Origin of the sequence: Stenotrophomonas sp. SMYL41 (assembly GCF_036319965.1) — a bacterium.
GTDB classification, from domain to species: domain Bacteria; phylum Pseudomonadota; class Gammaproteobacteria; order Xanthomonadales; family Xanthomonadaceae; genus Stenotrophomonas; species Stenotrophomonas maltophilia_R.
Window position 1 is genome coordinate 1 of record NZ_JAWIRX010000014.1, and the last position, 17,907, is coordinate 17,907.

15 protein-coding genes are annotated in these 17,907 nt (G+C 67.5%); 10 read left to right on the plus strand and 5 right to left on the minus strand.

Translation table 11 applies throughout. The features are described 5' to 3' along the window. The first annotated feature begins 306 nt into the window (after window positions 1-306). From V3B30_RS15715 to V3B30_RS15755, 9 genes are all read left to right on the plus strand, one after another. Window positions 307-738, plus strand: coding sequence for a DUF2946 domain-containing protein (locus V3B30_RS15715; RefSeq protein ID WP_100473752.1), 432 nt, complete (start codon window positions 307-309; stop codon window positions 736-738). Between the two features lie 72 nt (window positions 739-810). Next, complete coding sequence (locus tag V3B30_RS15720; RefSeq protein ID WP_262083488.1) at window positions 811-2,874, plus strand: TonB-dependent copper receptor; 2,064 nt, start codon at window positions 811-813, stop codon at window positions 2,872-2,874. Window positions 2,875-3,145: 271 nt separating this feature from the next. Next, window positions 3,146-4,252 carry an efflux RND transporter periplasmic adaptor subunit gene (locus V3B30_RS15725; RefSeq protein WP_100473750.1) on the plus strand — a complete coding sequence of 369 codons (1,107 nt, stop codon included), beginning with the start codon at window positions 3,146-3,148 and terminating at the stop codon, window positions 4,250-4,252. Continuing rightward, window positions 4,249-7,374, plus strand: a complete 3,126-nt coding sequence (locus V3B30_RS15730) for an efflux RND transporter permease subunit (RefSeq protein WP_262083489.1) — start codon at window positions 4,249-4,251, stop codon at window positions 7,372-7,374. Before V3B30_RS15725 ends, V3B30_RS15730 begins: the two co-directional genes overlap by 4 nt. Beyond that, window positions 7,367-7,906 (plus strand): GNAT family protein, encoded by a 540-nt coding sequence (locus V3B30_RS15735; RefSeq protein ID WP_262083490.1) that lies wholly within the window; start codon window positions 7,367-7,369, stop codon window positions 7,904-7,906. The genes V3B30_RS15730 and V3B30_RS15735 overlap by 8 nt, the downstream gene beginning before the upstream one ends. 210 nt (window positions 7,907-8,116) lie before the next feature. Then, on the plus strand, window positions 8,117-9,625 hold the full coding sequence (locus tag V3B30_RS15740; RefSeq protein ID WP_100473747.1) for an alanine/glycine:cation symporter family protein: 1,509 nt from the start codon (window positions 8,117-8,119) through the stop codon (window positions 9,623-9,625). Then, complete coding sequence (locus tag V3B30_RS15745) at window positions 9,626-10,462, plus strand: TrmH family RNA methyltransferase (protein ID WP_100473746.1); 837 nt, start codon at window positions 9,626-9,628, stop codon at window positions 10,460-10,462. 257 nt (window positions 10,463-10,719) lie between these two features. Continuing rightward, window positions 10,720-11,712, plus strand: a complete 993-nt coding sequence (locus V3B30_RS15750; RefSeq protein ID WP_262083491.1) for a hypothetical protein — start codon at window positions 10,720-10,722, stop codon at window positions 11,710-11,712. 10 nt (window positions 11,713-11,722) lie between these two features. Further along, window positions 11,723-13,174 carry an alanine/glycine:cation symporter family protein gene (locus V3B30_RS15755; protein WP_262083492.1) on the plus strand — a complete coding sequence of 484 codons (1,452 nt, stop codon included), beginning with the start codon at window positions 11,723-11,725 and terminating at the stop codon, window positions 13,172-13,174. A gap of 145 nt (window positions 13,175-13,319) precedes the next feature. Here V3B30_RS15755 and V3B30_RS15760 read toward each other — a convergent pair whose 3' ends face one another. From V3B30_RS15760 to V3B30_RS15780, 5 genes are all read right to left on the minus strand, one after another. Beyond that, window positions 13,320-14,741, minus strand: a complete 1,422-nt coding sequence (locus V3B30_RS15760) for a M28 family peptidase (RefSeq protein WP_262083493.1) — start codon at window positions 14,739-14,741, stop codon at window positions 13,320-13,322. 174 nt (window positions 14,742-14,915) lie between these two features. Continuing rightward, entirely contained in the window at window positions 14,916-15,473 is a 558-nt protein-coding gene (locus V3B30_RS15765; protein ID WP_262083494.1) for a hypothetical protein, read from the minus strand. Window positions 15,474-15,627: 154 nt separating this feature from the next. After that, window positions 15,628-16,032 (minus strand): large-conductance mechanosensitive channel protein MscL, encoded by a 405-nt coding sequence (gene mscL / locus V3B30_RS15770; protein ID WP_100473741.1) that lies wholly within the window; start codon window positions 16,030-16,032, stop codon window positions 15,628-15,630. Between the two features lie 55 nt (window positions 16,033-16,087). Next, complete coding sequence (locus tag V3B30_RS15775) at window positions 16,088-16,804, minus strand: fumarylacetoacetate hydrolase family protein (protein ID WP_019660190.1); 717 nt, start codon at window positions 16,802-16,804, stop codon at window positions 16,088-16,090. 75 nt (window positions 16,805-16,879) lie between these two features. Beyond that, window positions 16,880-17,161 carry a hypothetical protein gene (locus tag V3B30_RS15780; protein WP_262083495.1) on the minus strand — a complete coding sequence of 94 codons (282 nt, stop codon included), beginning with the start codon at window positions 17,159-17,161 and terminating at the stop codon, window positions 16,880-16,882. Window positions 17,162-17,339: 178 nt separating this feature from the next. Between V3B30_RS15780 and V3B30_RS15785 the strand changes: the two genes are divergently transcribed. Further along, a complete protein-coding gene (locus V3B30_RS15785) occupies window positions 17,340-17,675 on the plus strand; it encodes a Rieske (2Fe-2S) protein (protein ID WP_012511947.1) in 336 nt (111 codons plus the stop codon). The last annotated feature ends 232 nt before the right edge of the window (window positions 17,676-17,907 follow it).

Consider the following 17,907-nt stretch of genomic DNA (forward strand, 5'->3'; position numbering starts at 1 on the left):
CGTTCCGACAGATCGCGGAGAACTGTCGAAGGCGGGGTGGGGGGGGGGGGGGGGGGGGGGGGGGGCGGGGGGGGGGGGGGGGGGGGGCCGGGGGGGGGGGGGGGGGGGGCCCCCCCCCCCCCCGCCCCCCCCCCCCCCCCACCCCGCCATCCCTCAGGAAACCCGCTTCTGCTGTTGCTTCGGCACCTGCCGTGGCCTCTGCAGGTGCAGGGCGCAGCCCTGCCGAACACCCCCGCGACGGGTGTCGCAAATGCCTGCGACGGTTCGTCGCACGAGCAACCCTGGACCCGGCTCTACACTGGCGGGGTGACCCGCCTGTCCCGCCCGCAGCGCCTTCTGCTCCAGCTCGCCATCCTGGCGACGCTGCTGATGGTGCTTGCGCCGCTGGTCAGCCGCGCGCTGCAGGCGCAGCCGATGGACCACGCTGCGATGGCCGGCATGGACCACGCTGCCATGAGCCATGACATGCGCGGCATGGCCATGGCCGGGCACGATCAGCACGGGGCCGCGCCGGCAGCGCGCAACCGCCCGGCCGACCCCCACGCCATGCACGGCGAAGCCTGCGAATACTGCGTGCTGGCAATGCGCCTGCTGCCATGGCTGGCCGTGCTGGTGCTGCTGTTGCCGCTGCTGTGGCGGCCGCAGCTGGTGTTCCCGTGGTCGCAGCAGGTGCTGCCCGCGCTGTGCTGGCCGGCGCATGCTGCGCGCGGGCCGCCGCGTTTCTCCATCGTTCGCTGATGTCCCTATCGAATCTGCCGCACGACGCCTGACCGGGCGCCGTGCGCGCATGCGTACCTTGGAGCTGTTCCGATGAAAACGACTTCCCGCCCCGCGGGCGCCTGTGCGCGCCTGCCGGTTGCCCTTGGCCTGGCCGTGGCCGCATCACTGGCCCACGCCGCGCCCGCCGAAGAGGCGCGTACCCTCGACACGCTGGTGGTGACCGCCGCCGCACCGTCCTCGCCGCTGCACTGGGTGACCGATCCGCGCCTGCCGCGGCAGCCGGTGCCCGCCAGTGACGGCGCCGATTACCTGAAGACCGTCCCCGGTTTCTCCTCCATCCGCAACGGCGGCACCAACGGCGACCCGGTGCTGCGCGGCATGTTCGGTTCGCGGCTGAACATCCTCAGCAATGACGGCAACCTGATCGGCGCCTGCCCGTCGCGCATGGACAATCCGCTGTCCTACATCGCGCCGGAAAGCTTCGACCGGCTGACCATCATCAAGGGGCCGCAGAGCGTGCGCTGGGGCGCAGGAGCCTCGGCCGGCACCGTGCGTTTCGAGCGCGATACGCCGCGCTTCGAGGAACCGGGCGTGCGTGCCGATGCCAGTGCGCTGGTCGGTTCGCGCAACCGCAACGACCAGGTGCTGGACCTGACCCTGGGCAACCCGACCGGCTACGTGCGCGCCAGTGGCAACCGTTCCGAAGCCGATGACTACAAGGATGGCAACGGTGACGTGGTGCCGTCGAAGTGGCGCAAGTGGAACGGTGACGTGGCCATCGGCTGGACGCCGGATGCCGACACGCTGCTGGAAGTCTCCGCTGGTGCCGGTGATGCCATCGCACGCTACGCGGGGCGCGGCATGGACGGGGCCGCGTTCGAACGTACCAGCTATGCCGCGCGTTTCGAGAAGCGCAACCTGCCGGGTGCGTGGGACACGGTGCAGGCCAACGTGTACTACAACGAGGCCGACCACGTGATGGACAACTACACGCTGCGCACGCCGAACCCGAACAGCATGATGCCGATGCCGATGGCCTCGAACGTGGACCGCCGTACCCAGGGCGGCCGGGTCAGTTCCGAGTGGCGCTGGCAGGACGTGCAGCTGGTGGCGGGCGTAGACGGGGAAGACGGCCGCCACCGCGGTCGCATGGGCATGGGCCGCGACACCTACCGCCAGGCGGACTGGGAGACCGATGCCAGCTTCCGTCGCTATGGCGCGTTCACGGAGTTGACCCTTGGCGCCGGTACCGGCCAGCGCTGGATCAGCGGCCTGCGCATCGATCGCGCCAGCGTGCGCGACGAGCGGCAGTCGATCCGCGGAATGATGGGCAACAGACCCAATCCGACCGCGGGCCAGCGCCGCAAGGAATGGCTCGGCAGTGGCTTCCTGCGCTACGAGCAGGACCTGGCCGATGGCCTGACCTGGTATGCGGGCCTGGGCCACAGTGAACGCATGCCCGACTACTGGGAGCTGTTCTCGCCCAACCACGGCCCGGCCGGTGCAGTGAACGCGTTTGCCGGTATCCAGCCCGAGCGCACCACCCAACTCGACGTCGGCCTGCAGTACAAGGGGCCGCGCGTGCAGGCATGGGTGTCGGCGTACGCTGGCCAGATCCAGGACTACATCCTGTTCACCTACCATGGCAGCGGCATGATGGGCATGAGCCAGGCCAGCAACATCGATGCCCGCATTGCCGGTGCCGAAGCGGGGTTGGAAGTGAGCGTGGCCGAACAGTGGAAACTGGGCGGCACGCTGGCCTATGCCTGGGGCGAGAACCGCGACCAGCAGCGCCCGCTGCCGCAGATGCCGCCGTTGGAAGCGCGCCTGAGTGCGAACTGGGAAGGCCAGCGCTGGAGCGCCGGTGCGCTGCTGCGCGCGGTGACCCACCAGCATCGCGTCGCAGATGGCCAAGGCAATGTCGTCGCGCAGGACCTTGGGCCGAGCGCTGGCTTTGCCACCTTCGCGCTCAATGCAGCGTACCGTTTCAGTTCGCAGCTGCAGCTCAGCGCGGGTGTCGACAACCTGTTCGACCGTGCCTACAGCGAGCACCTGAATCTGGCGGGCAGCGCCGACTTCGGCTTCCCGGCCGACCCGGTACGCATCAATGAGCCGGGGCGCAGCGTCTGGATGAAGCTGAACTACCGGTACTGAGGCAACGGGCAAGAAAACGGGGCCGGATCCCCGCCAGGATCCGTCCCCGCCCGACGCCCTCCGTCGGGCAGATTCGACTCTACGATGACGGCCCGGGCGGTGCACGGCTGGATACACCCCGACACACGCCGACACTGCCCGTGGCAGCCTTGCACGGAACGGGTTCAAGGCGCCATCGCAGCGTTGGTTCCACGCCGGTAAACGCTTGGCACATACCGCTTTTATGGGCACTTGCCTACACTCGGCGGCCGTGGATCAATCAGGACCGTTCATGTTGGCTCGTATCGCTTCGACCCTGGCCCTTGGCCTCAGCTTGGCCGTGCTGGCCGGGTGCGCAGGCAAACAGGAGGCCGCCGCGCGTCGGCAGGGAGAAGCGGTGCCGGTCACCGCGCAGGTCGTGCAGTCCCGTCCGTGGAGCGACACCCTGCAGGCACTGGGCACGGCCAAGGCACGCGAATCGATCAGCGTGACCGCCAAGGTCAGCGAGATCGTCGAGAAGGTGCATTTCGAAAGCGGCCAGCACATTGCTGCCGGTGCGCCGATCGTGACCCTGCGCGGCCAGGCCCAGGAGGCCGCACTGGTCCAGGCGCAGGCCACCTTCCACGAGGCCGACCAGCTGTACAAGCGCCAGCGTGAGCTGGCCACGCAGCGGCTGGTGTCGAGTGCCACGCTGGATACGCAGAAGTCGATCCGCGATGCAGCCGAAGCGCGCGTGGCGCAGATGCAGTCGGACATCGGTGATCGCCGCGTGCGTGCGCCGTTCGCCGGTGTGCTCGGCATCCGCCAGGTCAGCCCGGGCACGCTGCTGACGCCGACCACGGTGATCGCCACGCTCGACGATATCGAGCACATGCACATCGATTTCCAGGTGCCGGAAGTGGAGCTGGCTGCGCTGGGCGTCGGTGACAAGGTCAGTGCCACCAGTGTGGCGTGGCCCGGCCGTAGCTTCGAAGGCGTGGTCAGCACCATCGATGCGCGCATCGATCCGGCCACCCGTGCGGTGACGGTGCGCGCCGATTTCGCCAACGGCGACCATGCGCTGCGCCCGGGCATGCTGCTGGACGTGCGCCTGTTCCGCCCCGAGCGCCCGGCGCTGGTGATTCCGGAAATCGCCGTGGTGCAGGTCGGCCGCGATACCTACGTGTATCGCATCACCGCAGACGACAGCGTCGAGCGCGTGGATGTGGTGACCGGCGCGCGCCGCGCCGGCGTGGTCGAGATCAGGCAGGGCCTGGAAGCCGGCCAGCGCATCGTCGTGGATGGCACCGGCAAGCTGCGCCCGGGCCTGAAGGTCGCGGCCAAGGACGCAGCACCAGCCAGCGGGGCCAAGCCGGCTGAGGCACCGGCGCCGGTCGCGGCCGAGGGCCACGGTGGATGAAGCTGTCCGACGTTTCCATCCAGCGGCCGGTGTTTGCCGTGGTGATGAGCTTGTTGCTGCTGGTACTGGGTGTGATGTCCTTCACCCGGCTGACCCTGCGCGAACTGCCGGCCATCGATCCGCCGATCGTTTCGGTGTCGGTGGACTACACAGGTGCCTCGGCAGCGGTCATCGAAAGCCGCATCACCCAGGTGCTGGAAGATGCACTGGCCGGCATCGAAGGCATCGATACGATCAACGCGCGCAGCACCAACGGCCGCTCGCAGGTCAGCATCGAGTTCACCTCCAATCGCGATATCGAAGCGGCGGCCAACGACGTGCGCGATGCGGTCAGCCGTGTTGCAGACCGCATGCCGGAAGAAGCGCGGCCACCGGAAATCGCCAAGGTCGAAAGCGATGCGGATCCGATCATCTGGTTCAACATGGTCTCCTCGACCATGGACACGCTGGAACTGAGCGACTATGCCGACCGCTACGTGGTCGACCGTTTCTCCAGCCTCGATGGCGTGGCCCAGGTCCGCATCGGTGGCCGCCAGCGCTATGCAATGCGCATCTGGCTGGACCGCGACCAGCTGGCTGCGCGCGGGTTGACCACCGGCGATGTGGAAACCGCGCTGCGCAACGAAAACGTGGAACTGCCGGCCGGCCGCATCGAGTCGACCGACCGCGATTTCACCCTGCGGGTGGAACGCAACTACATCAAGCCCGAAGACTTCGCGACCATCCCGCTGGGCAAGGGCCGCGACGGTTACGTGGTGCGCATGGGCGACGTGGCGAAAATCGAACTGGCCTCGGCCGAGCGTCGCGCCTACTACCGGAGCAACGGTGAACCGGGCATCGGCCTGGGCATCGTCAAGACCTCCACCGCCAACTCGCTGGACGTGGCGCGCACCGCGCGCGCTGAAGCCGAGCGGGTGGCGCTGACCCTGCCCAAGGGTACGCAGATCTTCGTCGCCTTCGACAACACCACCTTCATCGAAGCCGCCGTGGATCGCGTCTACGCCACGCTGGTGGAGGCGATGATCCTGGTGCTGGCAGTGATCTGGCTGTTCCTCGGCAGCTTCCGTGCCGCGTTGATTCCGGCGGTGACGGTGCCGGTGTGCCTGGTCGCGGCATTCATCGCGCTGTATGCGTTCGACTTCTCGATCAACCTGCTGACCCTGCTTGCCCTGGTGCTGTGCATCGGCCTGGTGGTGGACGATGCGATCGTGGTGGTGGAGAACGTGCAGCGCCGCATCGACCTGGGCGAACCGCCGCTGGTGGCATCCAAGCGCGGCACCGCGCAGGTCGCCTTCGCGGTGATTGCGACCACCGCCGTGCTGGTGGCGGTGTTCCTGCCGGTCGGGTTCCTGGAAGGCAACACCGGGCGCCTGTTCCGCGAACTGGCGGTGGCATTGGCGGCGGCGGTGGCGTTGTCCGCATTCGTGGCGCTGACGCTGACACCGATGATGGCCTCCAAACTGCTGAAGCCGCATACCGGGCACGCGCCGCGTGGCCTGCATGGCTTCGTCAACCGCAACCTGGAGCGCCTGGCTGGGGCCTACGGGCGGGTACTCGATCACCATGTCGACCGCACCTGGATCTACCTGCTGGTGATGGTCGCCGCACTGGCTGCCAGCTGGGGCCTGCTCAAGCTGCTGCCGTCGGAACTGGCACCGGCCGAAGACCGCGGTTCGTTCCAGATCATGATCGATGGCCCGGAAGGCGCCGGCTACGACTACACCGTGCAGCAGGTGCAGCAGGTGGAAGCGATGCTGGCGCCGCATGTCGGCCCGGACAAGCCCATCGTACGCGCCAACCCGCGCGTGCCGGGTGGCTGGGGCGCCAGCGAGGAAATGCATACCGGTCGCGTCAGCATCTTCCTGCAGCCGTGGCGGCAGCGCAGCGAGGGCACGCCGGAAGTGGCCAACGAGCTGCAGAAGGAACTGGACACCATCCGCGGCGTGCGCGTGCGCACGCAGGTGGGCGGTGGCCTGGTGCGCAGCGGCGGGCAGCCGTTCCAGATCGTCCTGGGCGGGCCGGAGTATGCCGAGATCGCGCAATGGCGCGACCGCATCCTGCTGCGCATGGCCGACAACCCCGGCCTGGTCGGCCCGGACTCGGACTACAAGGAAACCCGGCCGCAGATGCGGGTGAACATCGACCGCCAGCGTGCGGCCGACCTCGGCGTGCCGGTCACCGCGATCGGTTCGGCGCTGGAAACCATGATGGGCTCGCGCCGCGTCACCACCTTCGTCGACAACGGCGAGGAATACGATGTGCTGGTGCAGGCCGGACGTGACGGCCGCGCCAGCCCGGCCGACCTGGCGGCGATCCGCGTGCGCGCCACCTCCGGCGAACTGGTGCCGCTGTCCAACCTGGTCACGCTGAGCGAAGTGGCCGAGGCCGGCACCCTGAACCGCTTCAACCGCCTGCGCTCGATCACCATCAATGCCGGCCTGGCACCGGGGTATCCGCTGGGTGAGGCCATTGCCTGGGCGCAGCAGGTCACGCGCGAGGAGCTGCCGCAGTACGCGCAGGTGAACTGGAAGGGCGAATCGCGCGAATACCAGAGTGCCGGTGGCGCCGTGCTGCTGACCTTCGCCATGGCCCTGCTGGTGGTCTACCTGGTACTGGCTGCCCAGTTCGAGAGCTTCATCCATCCGCTCACCATCATGCTGACCGTGCCACTGGGCGTGCTCGGCGCACTGGTCGGGTTGTGGGTGAGTGGCGGCACGGTGAACCTGTTCAGCCAGATCGGCATCGTGATGCTGGTCGGCCTGGCCGCGAAGAACGGCATCCTCATTGTCGAATTCGCCAACCAGCTGCGCGACGATGGCCGCAGCGTGCGCGAGGCGATCATCGAATCTGCAATGGTGCGCCTGCGCCCGATCCTGATGACCTCGATCGCCACCGTGGTCGGCGCGATCCCGCTGGTCGTGGCCGGTGGCCCCGGTTCGGCCAGCCGTGGCACGATCGGCATCGTGATCATCTTCGGCGTCACCCTCTCGACGTTCCTGTCGCTGTTCGTGGTGCCGGCGTTCTACGCGCGCCTGGCCCCCTACACCCGCTCGCCGGAAGCGGTCAAGCGCGAGCTGGAGAAGCAGGAAGCGCAATCGCCCTCGGTGGGTGGCCATGCCTGATCCGGCCACAGTGCTGCAGGGCGACGGCTTCCAGCTGCGACCCTGGCGCCCCGATGACCTGGCGTCCCTGCTACGCCACGCCAATGACGCCGAGGTGTCGCGCGGCCTGCGCGACCGCTTCCCGTACCCGTACACGCGCGAGGATGGCGAGGCCTTCCTGGCCGGCCGCGTGCTGGCCCCGGGCACCCTGAACCTGGCCATCGAGATCGACGGCCAGGCCTGCGGCAGCGTCGGTGCCCAGCAGGGCGTGGCCGAGCGTGGGCACAGCGCTGAACTGGGTTACTGGCTGGGGCAGGCCTATTGGGGGCGGGGCCTGATGACCCGCGTGGTCGGTCTGTTCGCCCCGTGGGTGATGGACGAGCTGCGCCTGTTCAGGCTGCAGGCCACGGTGGTCGACTTCAACCTGGGCTCGGTCCGGGTGCTGGAGAAGAACGGCTTCCAGGAGGAGGGCGTGGAGCGCTGTGCGGTCTACAAGCGCGGCGTGCTGCACGACCTTCGCCGTTTCGCCCGGGTGCGCACGCAGCTGCCCTGAACGCGCGGGGTCGGATCCCTTTTCGCCAGAAAAGGGCTCTGACCCCCAACCCGCCAAACGGTAGAACGGGGTCAGAGCCCTTGCGCAGCGCGCAAGGGATCCGACCCCATCCTTCTGGCGCTACCGCAGCGGCCGTCGATCAGGGAGAATCGACCGGTCCCCTCCAGCCGACGGGACGTCCTCACAACCCGCCGACTGGAGAGAGCGCGCGTGGAAGCTACCGTACATTTCATCAACAGCATCATCTGGAGCAAGGCGCTGATCTTCATGTGCCTGGCCGCCGGCTTGTTCTTCAGCCTGCGCACCCGTTTCATGCAGATCCGTGGGTTCGTCGAGATGTGCCGCCTCACCGTCAAGGGCGAGAAGTCCGACGCCGGCGTGTCCTCGTTCCAGGCGCTGGCCATGTCGATGGCCGGCCGCATGGGCATCGGCAACATCGCCGGCGTGGCCACCGCCATCGCCTTCGGTGGCCCTGGCGCCATCTTCTGGATGTGGGTGATGGGCTTCCTCGGCGCATCCACTTCGTACGTGGAATGCACCCTGGCGCAGATCTACAAGACCAAGGATGCCGAAGGCCGCTACCGTGGTGGCCCGGCCTATTACATCGAAAAGGCCATGGGCCTGAAGTGGTACGCGCTGGCCTTCGCCATCGCCACGATCATCGCGGCCGGCTTCCTGATGCCGGGCGTGCAGGCCAACGCCATCGCCGACAGCATCATCAACGCCTGCCGTGGCACCGCGCTGTGCGGTCCGCTGGACGGCCAGACGCTGGGCATGGAATCGGCGCAGGCGCTGAAGCTGGGCATCGGCATCGTGGTGGGCCTGCTGCTGGGCGTGGTGATCTTCGGCGGCGTCAAGCGCATCGCCAACTTCGCCGAGGTGGTGGTGCCGTTCATGGCGGCGGCCTTCATCCTGACCGCCATCGTCATCATGGTCATCAACTACGACCGCGTGCCGGAGATGTTCGGCATCATCTTCAAGAGCGCCTTCGGCACCCACGCCGCGTTCGGCGCGATGATGGGCCTGGCGGTGGAGTGGGGCATCAAGCGCGGCATCTATGCCAATGAAGCCGGGCAGGGTTCGGGGCCGCACGCGGCGGCGGCCTCGGAAGTCTCGCATCCGGCCAAGCAGGGCTACGTGCAGGCCTTCGCCATCTATTTCGACACCATGATGGTGTGCACCGCCACCGCGTTCCTGATCCTGGCCAGCGGCACCTACAACGTGTACTCGCCGGTGGAAGGCGCGCCGCCGCTGTTCCAGGGCCTGGCCGGCATTCCGGAAGGTGCGGGCTATGCGCAGGCCGGTGTGGAAGCGGTGCTTCCGGGCTGGGGTTCGGCGTTCGTGTCCATCGCCATCTTCTTCTTCGCCTTCACCACCATCATGGCCTACTACTACATGGCTGAGACCAACCTCAGCTATGTGAACCACAACAGGAAGCGCCCGCTGACCGTGCTTGTGCTGCGCCTTGGCATCATCGGCATGGTGGTGTTCGGTGCATTCCATAATGCGACCCTGGCCTGGGCGCTGGGTGACATCGGCGTCGGCCTGATGGCCTGGCTGAACATCATCGCCATCCTCATCATCCAGAAGCCGGCGATGCTGGCCCTGCGTGACTACGAACGACAGAAGAAGCTGGGCCTGGATCCGGTGTTCGACCCGGATGCCCTGGGCATCAAGAACGCCGATTTCTGGCGCCAGCGCAAGCAGGAGAGTGTGTAAGTGAACAACCCTTGGAACAACCGCCGTCCATCCGCCCGTCCGCCGCGCGCAACACCGTTGCCGCGCCCGGAGGTGCCGGCCACGGGCGGTGGTGGGCGCGGCGGCAGCGACGAGCTGCGCCTGTACGGCTTGAATGCCGTGCTGGCCGCGTTCGAAGCGCGGCCGCAGGCGCTGCGCAAGCTGTACCTGCTGGAGGCGCGCATCCCGCGCCTGCAGCCGCTGCTGAAGTGGTGCGTGGCCAACCGCGTGGGGTATCGCGTGGTCGAAGATGGTGATCTGAACAAGCTCGCCGGTACCACCCATCACGAAGGCGTGGTGGCCGATGTGCTGCGCGCACCGGCACTGCCGCTGGCGCAGTGGCTGGAGCAGGTCGGTGATGGCCCGGCACTGGCGCTGTGGCTTGATGGCGTGGGCAACCCGCACAACCTCGGCGCGATCCTGCGCTCGGCCGCGCACTTCGGTGCCAAGGCGCTGCTGCTGCCGGCCGGCAGCACGCTGGCGTTGTCCGGTGCCGCCGCGCGCGTTGCCGAGGGCGGTGCCGAAGCCGTGCCACTGGTGCAGCTGCCGGAGACCGTTCAGGCGATGGCGCAGCTGCGTGCATCCGGTTTCGGCCTGGCCGCGACCCTGGTCGATGGCGGTGACGATGTGTTCCGCGCGTCGCTGCCAAGCCGGCTGGTGTACGTGATGGGTGCCGAAGGCGAGGGCATGGACCGCAGCCTGGCGGGCCAGTGCGACCTGCAGGTCTCGATTCCCGGCAGCGGTGCGGTGGAGAGCCTGAACGTCGCCTCGGCCACGGCGGTGCTGCTGGCGCAGTGGGCGAGCCGCCGCGGCGATTGACGCGGCTGTTTCATCGTGTCGTGACCCCGAACCCGGCCCTCGCGGCCGGGTTTTTTTGCGCGCATTCCGCAAAGCTCAGTGTGATCGTGCGGGTCGCCTGCCGGGTGCCGTCTGCAAAACATGCTGATTGCGACCGGTCACGATGCATCAAGCATGCTTGATGCATGAACACGCACTTTTAGAATTTGTCTCATTGTTGAGCCGCATCCTGCATCGCACGGTGGACCTCCATCCAATGTCGAACAGGAGCGGTTCCCATGCATCGAATCCAACACCACGCGATGCGCGCATCCCTGCTGCTGGTGCTGTGCGCACTTGCAGTCCCCGCGGTGCAGGCTGAAGAGCGCAGCCTGGACGGGGTCAATTTCACCGGCCCGTTGATCACCCCCAACCCGGCCGGCCTGCCGCAGGGTCATTGGTATATCGAACCTTATCTGGTGCGGGTCGACAGTCGCGATCACTACGACGATGGTGGCCACCGTCGCCGCAGCGGGCAGCACAGCGGCGCATGGGCCACGGTGGTCCCGATCATCTATGGCTTCAGCGACCGGGTGATGGGCCAGGTCAATCTCAGTGCCTCCCGTGCCGAACAGGGCAGCGCGCGAAGCAGCGGTTTCCGCGCTGGCGATACCACCGCGCGCCTGCAGTACCTGTTGCAGGCCCCCAATGCCGATGGCACGCGACCGGCCATCTCGGTCGCACTGGTGCAGCGCTTCAGCACCGGCAGCCACGACCGCATCACCGGCAACGCACTCGATGCCCAGGGTGATGGCGTGCAGCGCACGACCGCCGCACTCGGCGTGCAGCAGGTGGTCTGGCTGGGAAATGAGCGCCCGCTGCGCTGGCGCGCCCAGCTCAGTGCCGGGCCGGCACCGTCGCGCACCGCCATATCCGGCACCAGCGTGTACGGCACCGATGACAGCTTCCAGGGACATATCTCCCGCGGGTCGGTGCTGGGCCTGTCGGTCGGCGCCGAGTACAGCTTCAATTCGCGCTGGGTGGGCGTGATGGAGGTGGCCGCCAGCCGCGAGACCGGCCAGCGCCTGAGCGGCTTCGCACGCAACAGCAGCGGTGCGATCGAACGGATCGAAGAGCATCGCTCGGCCAGCCGCAGCGTCACTCTGGCGCCGGCCGTGGAGTACCACTTCAGCCCATCACTGGGCCTGATCGCCGGTGTCGAGTTCAGCGTGGCCGGCCGCAACACCAGCCGCATCATCAGCCCCCAGGTCGCCCTGGGCATGTTCTTCTGAGGGGCCGCCGATGAACATCGAATCCATCGTCAACGCGATCCTCGGCATCGTCTGGAGTCCCTACCTGGTGGTGCTGTGCCTGCTCACCGGCCTGTACTTCAGCGTGCGCACACGCTTCATCCAGTTGCGGGCATTGCCGGACATGCTGCGCCTCATGCTCCGCCATGAGCGTTCCGATGCCGGCGTCTCGCCGTTCCAGGCGTTATCCCTTTCGCTGTCCAGCCGCGTGGGCGTCGGCAACATCGCCGGTGTCGCCATGGCCATCGCCTTCGGCGGCCCCGGCGCGATCTTCTGGATGTGGATCGTTGCCTTCCTCGGTGCGTCCAGTGCCTTCGTCGAATCCACGCTTGCGCAGATCTACAAGGATCGTGATGCCAAGGGCCAGTACCGGGGTGGCCCGGCTTACTACATCGAAAAAGGCCTCGGCCAGCGCTGGTATGCGGTGCTGTTCGCACTGGTGACCGTGCTTGCGGGCGCGATGCTGGCCGGCACGCAGTCCAACGCGATCACCAGTGCGGTCAACGAAGCCTGGGATGTGCCGGTGATGACGACCACCGCCGTCCTGCTGGTGGTGCTGGGTGCCATCCTCATCGGCGGCGTGCGGCGCATTGCGCGCGTGGCCGAATGGGTGGTGCCGCTGATGGCCGTGGCCTACCTGCTGGTCGCGGCGCTGGTGATGGTGCTCAATGCGGAGAAGGTGCCGGACGTGATCATGCTGGTGCTGCGCAGCGCCTTCGGCGTGGATGCAGCGTTCGGTGCGATGATCGGCACTGCCATCCAGTGGGGCGTGCGCCGCGGCGTGCTGTCCAACGAGGCCGGCATGGGCAGCGGCGCGCATCCGGCCGCTGCCGCCGAAGTCTCGCATCCGGTCAAGCAGGGCCTGGTGCAGTCGTTCTCGGTCTACATCGACACCATGGTGGTGTGCAGCGCCACGGCCTTCCTGATCCTGTCCACCGGCCTGTACAACGTCTACGACCCGGCGGTGAACGGCATTCCGGATGAGGCGCGCCTGCTGCTGGGCAACCTGCCCGGCGTCGAGGCCGGGCCGCGCTTCGTGCAGCATGCGGTGGAATCCGCACTGCCGGGCTTCGGCCGTTCGTTCGTGGCGCTGGCGATCCTGCCGTTCGCGTTCACCACCATCCTGGCGCTGTACTACATGGCCGAGACCAACATCAGCTACCTGTGCCGTGATCGCCCGGCGCCGTGGGTGGTGGGCGTGTTCCAGCTGCTGTTCCTGGCGGCGACCGGCTACTCGGCGGTCAACAGTGCAACGGTGGCCTGGTCGCTGGGCGATATCGGCGTGGGCCTGATGAGCTGGTTGAACATCATTGCCATCCTGCTGCTGCAGAAGCCGGCGTTGGCGGCGCTGCGCGATTACGAGCAGCATCGCCAGGCCGGCAAGGATCCGCTGTACAACCCGAAGCTGCTGGGTGTGCGCAACACCAGCGTGTGGGACGGATGACAGGACTGGGGTCGGATCCCTCGCCAAGGCGGGGGCTCTGACCCGCGCCTTGGCCCGGTGCGTGCGACTTTGCCCGGTGGGTGCGAACCTCGGTTCGCACCGCTCTTCCCGCTGCACTCGCCGGGCATGGCCCGGCGCCCGTGCATCATTCGTTCGGCGGCGTGGTCGTCTTGGCCTCGCTGCCGAAGCTGCCATCCGCTTCCGCCGCCAGGTACGCGAACACGGTGTAGGCGGCCACGTTCTGCGCCAGTGCCTTCGGGTCGATCTTGTCCAGCGTGTCGTCGGCGGTGTGGTGCAGGTGGAAGTAGTCCGAGCCATCCTGCGCCAGCCACGCCCACGCACCGCCCTTGGCAGCCAGCGGGCCGACGTCCGGGCCCGGGCCGCCCTTGTCGGCCTGGTACTCGATGCCCAGTGGCTTCATCACCTCGGCAATCTGCTTCGTTGCCTCGCGCGAGCCTTCCGGGTTCGGCGAACCGGTGTTGAAGGCATAGATGCGGCCGGCACCGAAGTCGCTCTCGGCGGCCAGCTGGTGCAGGGCCACGTCCTTGGCATGCGCCTCGGCATACGCCTTGCCGCCGTACAGGCCCTGTTCCTCGTTGGCGAAGGCGATCACGCGGATGGTGCGCTTCGGCGCCTGCTTCAGCTGGCCGATCAGGTGGCCGGCAGCCATGGTGATGCCCACGCCCGCGCCGTCATCCACCGCGCCGGTGCCCAGGTCCCACGAATCCAGGTGACCACCGATCACCACTACTTCCTTCGGCAGGCTGCGGCCGGTGATCTCGCCGATCACGTTGTAAGAGGTGGCGGTGCCGTCCCAGCCGCAATCGAGCGCCACCTTCACCGTGGTGCTGCCACGCGCCAGCAGGCGGGCCAGCTGGTCGGCATCGGGCACCGACAGCGCCGCCGACGGCACCGGGGTCAGGCCATCGTCAAACCGGGTGATGCCGGTGTGCGGCACGCGGTGCGAGTCGGTACCTGCCGAGCGCATCAGGAAACCGACCGCGCCCTTGCGGATCGCTTCGGACGGGCCCTTGCTGCGGATCGCGCCGCCACGGCCGTAGTCGCGGCCATCGCGGAAGGGCAGCATCTGGTAATCGACGAAGGCGATCTTGCCCTTCAGCGAACCGGCTGGTGCGGCCTGCAATGCGGCCAGGTCGGCGAAGCGCACCACTTCCGCTTCCACCGTACCGCCCGGGCTGCCGCCCAGTGCCGTGATCTGCAGCGGCTGCGGATTCTTGCCGGTCACGGCGGCGTGTTCACTGCGGCGCTCCCACTTCGGGAACGTCACCGGCTCCTTCCACACCTTGTCGAAGCCGAGTGCCTTGAACTTGGCCTCGGCCCAGGCCACCGCACGGGCGTCCGCCTCGCTGCCGGCGATGCGCGGGCCGATCTCGGTGGTGAGCGATTCGACCACCTTCCAGCCAGTGTCGTCGGCCAGCGCCTGGTCGCGCAGCTGGGCGGCGGTGGCCAGCGAGGCGGGGGGCAGGGTGGTGGTGTGCGGCGCTGCGAAGGCCGGGCCGGCCAGCAGGGCGAGGGAGGATGCGATGGCAAGGAGGCGGCGACGCATGGACAACTCCGGAAGGGACCTAAGCCTTGGAGCTTAACAGTCGTTCAGCCCGGCGCATGGGCGGGAGGTCATGGCTGGCGCGAACGATGTTTTCCGCCATGTCCGGCAAAGCGAAAGCCCCGCCGGGGCGGGGCTTTCACATGCTTCCATGGCGCCCAAGGGTGCCGCTGGCAATTACCTGGCTGCGGTATCCAGCTTCATGATGTAGCTGGCCACACCGTTGCCGGCGTTGTTGATGTAGTCGTTCAGGAACTGCTTGTCGAGCGACAACAGCGGCGAACCCTTCAGCGAATCGTAGGTGGCATCGACTGTCAGCAGCCCAAAGTGCTTGGCCAGCGCAGTCACTGCTTCATGGCGGGCCTTTGGCGAATCGCCGGCCTTCTGCAGATCGGTGGCGATCTGGTACTCGGCACTCCTGGCTTCCAGCGCCTCGTTCAGCACGCCGGCCATCGCAAACAGAGACTCGCGGGTCAGCGTCGGATCGAGGCCGCGCGCTTTCATCTGTGCCTCGATCGGCTGCGCGGCCGCCAGCAGCAGGTCGGCGTGGCTGTAGCCGTCCAGCGGCGCGGCTACGCCCTTGGGCAGTGCCATCCCGGGCTTGTAGGGCAGGTAATGGCCCTTGCCATCGGTGACAGAGATATCGCGCGCCTGCGCGGTGCCGGCCACGCACATGCAGGCAGACAGTAGCAGGGGTATGGCGAGTGCGCCCATGCGCGGGGTGAGGGTGTTCAAGCGGTGCCTCCTGGCATCCACCGCAAATGGCGGTGGTTTCGTGCTTCCCGCGCGGTGCGAGGGCACTGCGCGGGCGCACGAGGATAACAGCAACACCGCATGGGAAGCGTCGCAGACACGCAGATGGAAAGGGCGCCCGCAGGAGCCCGTTCCGTTATCTTTTCAGGCTGTCGCGGATCTCACGCAGCAGTACCACTTCCTCGGCCGGTGCCGCCGGCGCGGCTTCCTTCTTGCGCGACAGGCGGTTGATCACCTTGATGACCAGGAAGATGGCGAAGGCCACGATCACGAACTGGATCAGTGTATTGATGAAGTCACCGTAGCCGATCACCACGGCCGGGATCTCCTTGCCATCGGCGCCGACGCTGGCCGGTGACAATGTCCACGCCAGCTGCGAGAAGTCCACTTTGCCGATCAGCAGGCCCAGCGGCGGCATGATGATCTTCTCGACCAGCGCCGTCACGATCTTGCCGAAGGCTGCGCCGATCACCACGCCGACGGCGAGGTCGATGACGTTGCCGCGCATCGCGAATTCCTTGAACTCGGTGAGCATTCCCATTGTTGTTTTTCTCCGGTGGGGAAAGTGGACAGCGCGCAGGGTAACGCAGGTGATGTCAGCCGGCGATCACGCCGTGGCGCTCGGCCACGTTTTCCAGGCGGGCGCTGAAGCGGTCGCCGGGCTTCAGTGCAGCCACCCCGGACGGGGTGCCCATGAACACCAGGTCGCCGGCACGCAGCTGCCACAGCTTGGACAGCTCATGCAGGATCTCCGGCACGTTCCAGATCATCTGGTCGAGCAGCGCCTGCTGGCGCACCTCGCCGTTGACCTCCAGCGACAGGTTCAGCGCGGCCAGGTCGCCGACTTCCTCGGCGTGGACGATTTCGCTGATCGGCGCGGAGGCATCGAAGCCCTTGGCCGCATCCCACGGGTGGCCCTTGTCCTTGGCCGCGGCCTGCAGGTCGCGGCGGGTCAGGTCCAGGCCGACGGCGTAGCCATAGACCAGCGCATCGGCGTCGGCCACGGCTAGCTCGCCGGCGGGCGCATCGCGGCCGATCGCCACCACCAGCTCCACTTCGTGGTGCAGGTTGGCAGTCGCCGGCGGATAGGGGATGGCATCGTCGTGGCCGACCACGATCGCATCGGCCGGCTTGCTGAAGAACATCGGGCGGCCACGGTCATCGGCCGCCGGCACCGCCGCGCCCATCTCGCGGGCGTGGTCGGCGAAGTTGCGGCCGACGCAGTAGATGCGGTGCACGGGGAAACTGCCGCCACCGGCTACCGGCACACGCGGCAGGGCTACGGCAGGGATCACATCGGAGACATCGGACATGCGGGCATCCAGGAAGGGCGTGCCCGCAGTCTAGAACGCAAGACGCCCGCCGTCAGCGGGCGCGGAAGACCTGGATCAGCGCGAGGCCGGCAACACCGGCTTGCGCACCACGCGGTACTCGCCTTCGACCACGGTCGGGTCGACCGGACGGGCGACGCCCGGCTTGCGCGAGGCCAGCAGCTTCCACGCCAGGCCGACCATGATCATTGCCGCACCGACGAACACACCGATGAACACCATCGCGGCCAGGATCGCCAGGCCGAGCAGGCCTACGGCTACGCGAACCAGCGGGTGGCGCGGCTTGCGCGGCGCGAACAGGGTGCGGAACTGGTTGACGGCGGATGCACGATTGAACATGGCGGCTCGATAGGCTGGGATCAGCGAAACCAGAGTATCGGGACGCGCCACTGTCATTGAGTGAAAAACTCGTTAAATATAGCCTGTGCTTATTACGGATCAATGACTTGTGTTCATGTCGCAGCCAGTCACCTGAGTGGGCGTGCGACAATGCGGGTTTACTGTCCGAGCCTTCGCCATGACTGCCGCTGCTGCCCTGATCGCCCTTGATGCCATTGCCGATGGCGCGTTTGCCGAGGTCGAAGCGGTGGTCGATGGCGATGCCGAATCGCTGGTGTTGTACCGCGACGGTGCGCAGGTGCGCGCGTTCCTGAACATCTGCCCGCACGCCGGCCGCCGCCTGGACTGGGCGCCAGGCCAGTTCCTGAAAAGCCGTGAGGGCCACCTGGTGTGCGCGGCGCATGGCGCCTCGTTCGCGCTGGACAGCGGCGACTGCATCGCCGGCCCGTGCAAGGGCGACCGCCTGCGTGCGGTGCCGGTGGACGTGCGCGACGGGCAGGTCTACCTGGCTTGAGGCAACCGGCGTGCGAACCAAGGTTCGCACCCACAGGATCAATGGGTATCCACATCAATGGGTATCCAGAGATTCATCCACCGACAGATCGACGGAAATTGTCGAAGGCGGGGTGGGTCCGGTTGCGGGGGTGTGAGCGGCATGGATGCCGCGACCAAGCCTCCATGGATGGGTTCACGGCGTCCCCCGCAACCGGACCCACCCCGCCCGACCCCACGAAACGCGCGTTTGA